General features: G+C 79.7%; 1 protein-coding gene. It reads right to left on the minus strand.

The window, feature by feature from the left end; all coding sequences use genetic code 11:
- On the minus strand, positions 1–575 hold a 575-nt coding region (locus DZF91_RS22750), incomplete at both ends, for a sensor histidine kinase (protein WP_147341275.1).

A 575-nucleotide genomic window follows, 5' to 3' on the forward strand; every position in this document is an offset into this window, starting at 1 on the left:
CCGTGGTCGCGGACGGTCAGCACGACGTCCCCGGCGCGTCCGCCGTCCCCGGCGGCCCGCGCCACCCGCACCTCGACCGGCCCGCGCCCGTGGCGGTGGGCGTTGGCCACGAGGTTCGCGACGATGCGGTCGAGGCGGCGCGGGTCGGTCTCGGCGACCGGCGCGCCGTCCACCTCGACCGCCGCGGCCAGGCCGGTCCGCCGCACCGACTCGGCCACGACCTCGCCCACCGGCACCGGCCCGAGGTCGGCGTGCTCGACGCCGGCGTCCAGGCGGGAGATCTCCAGCAGGTCCTCCACCAGCGCGCGCAGCACCCCGACCCGGTCCCGGACGAACCCGGCCGCCTCCCCCTCGGGCAGCAGCTCGGCGGACGTCACCAGCCCCATCAGCGGCGTGCGCAGCTCGTGCGCGACGTCGGCGGTGAAGGCCCGCTCGGCGCGCAGCCGCTCCTGGAGGGCCGCCGCCATGGTGTCCACGGCCGCCGACAGCTCGGTGACCTCGTCGCGGGCGCGCCCGGACGCGCCGATCCGCGCGTCGAGGTCGCCGGCGGCGATCCGGCGGGCCGTGGACGCGGC

Origin of the sequence: Actinomadura logoneensis, from assembly GCF_003428695.1 — a bacterium.
GTDB lineage: Bacteria > Actinomycetota > Actinomycetes > Streptosporangiales > Streptosporangiaceae > Spirillospora > Spirillospora logoneensis.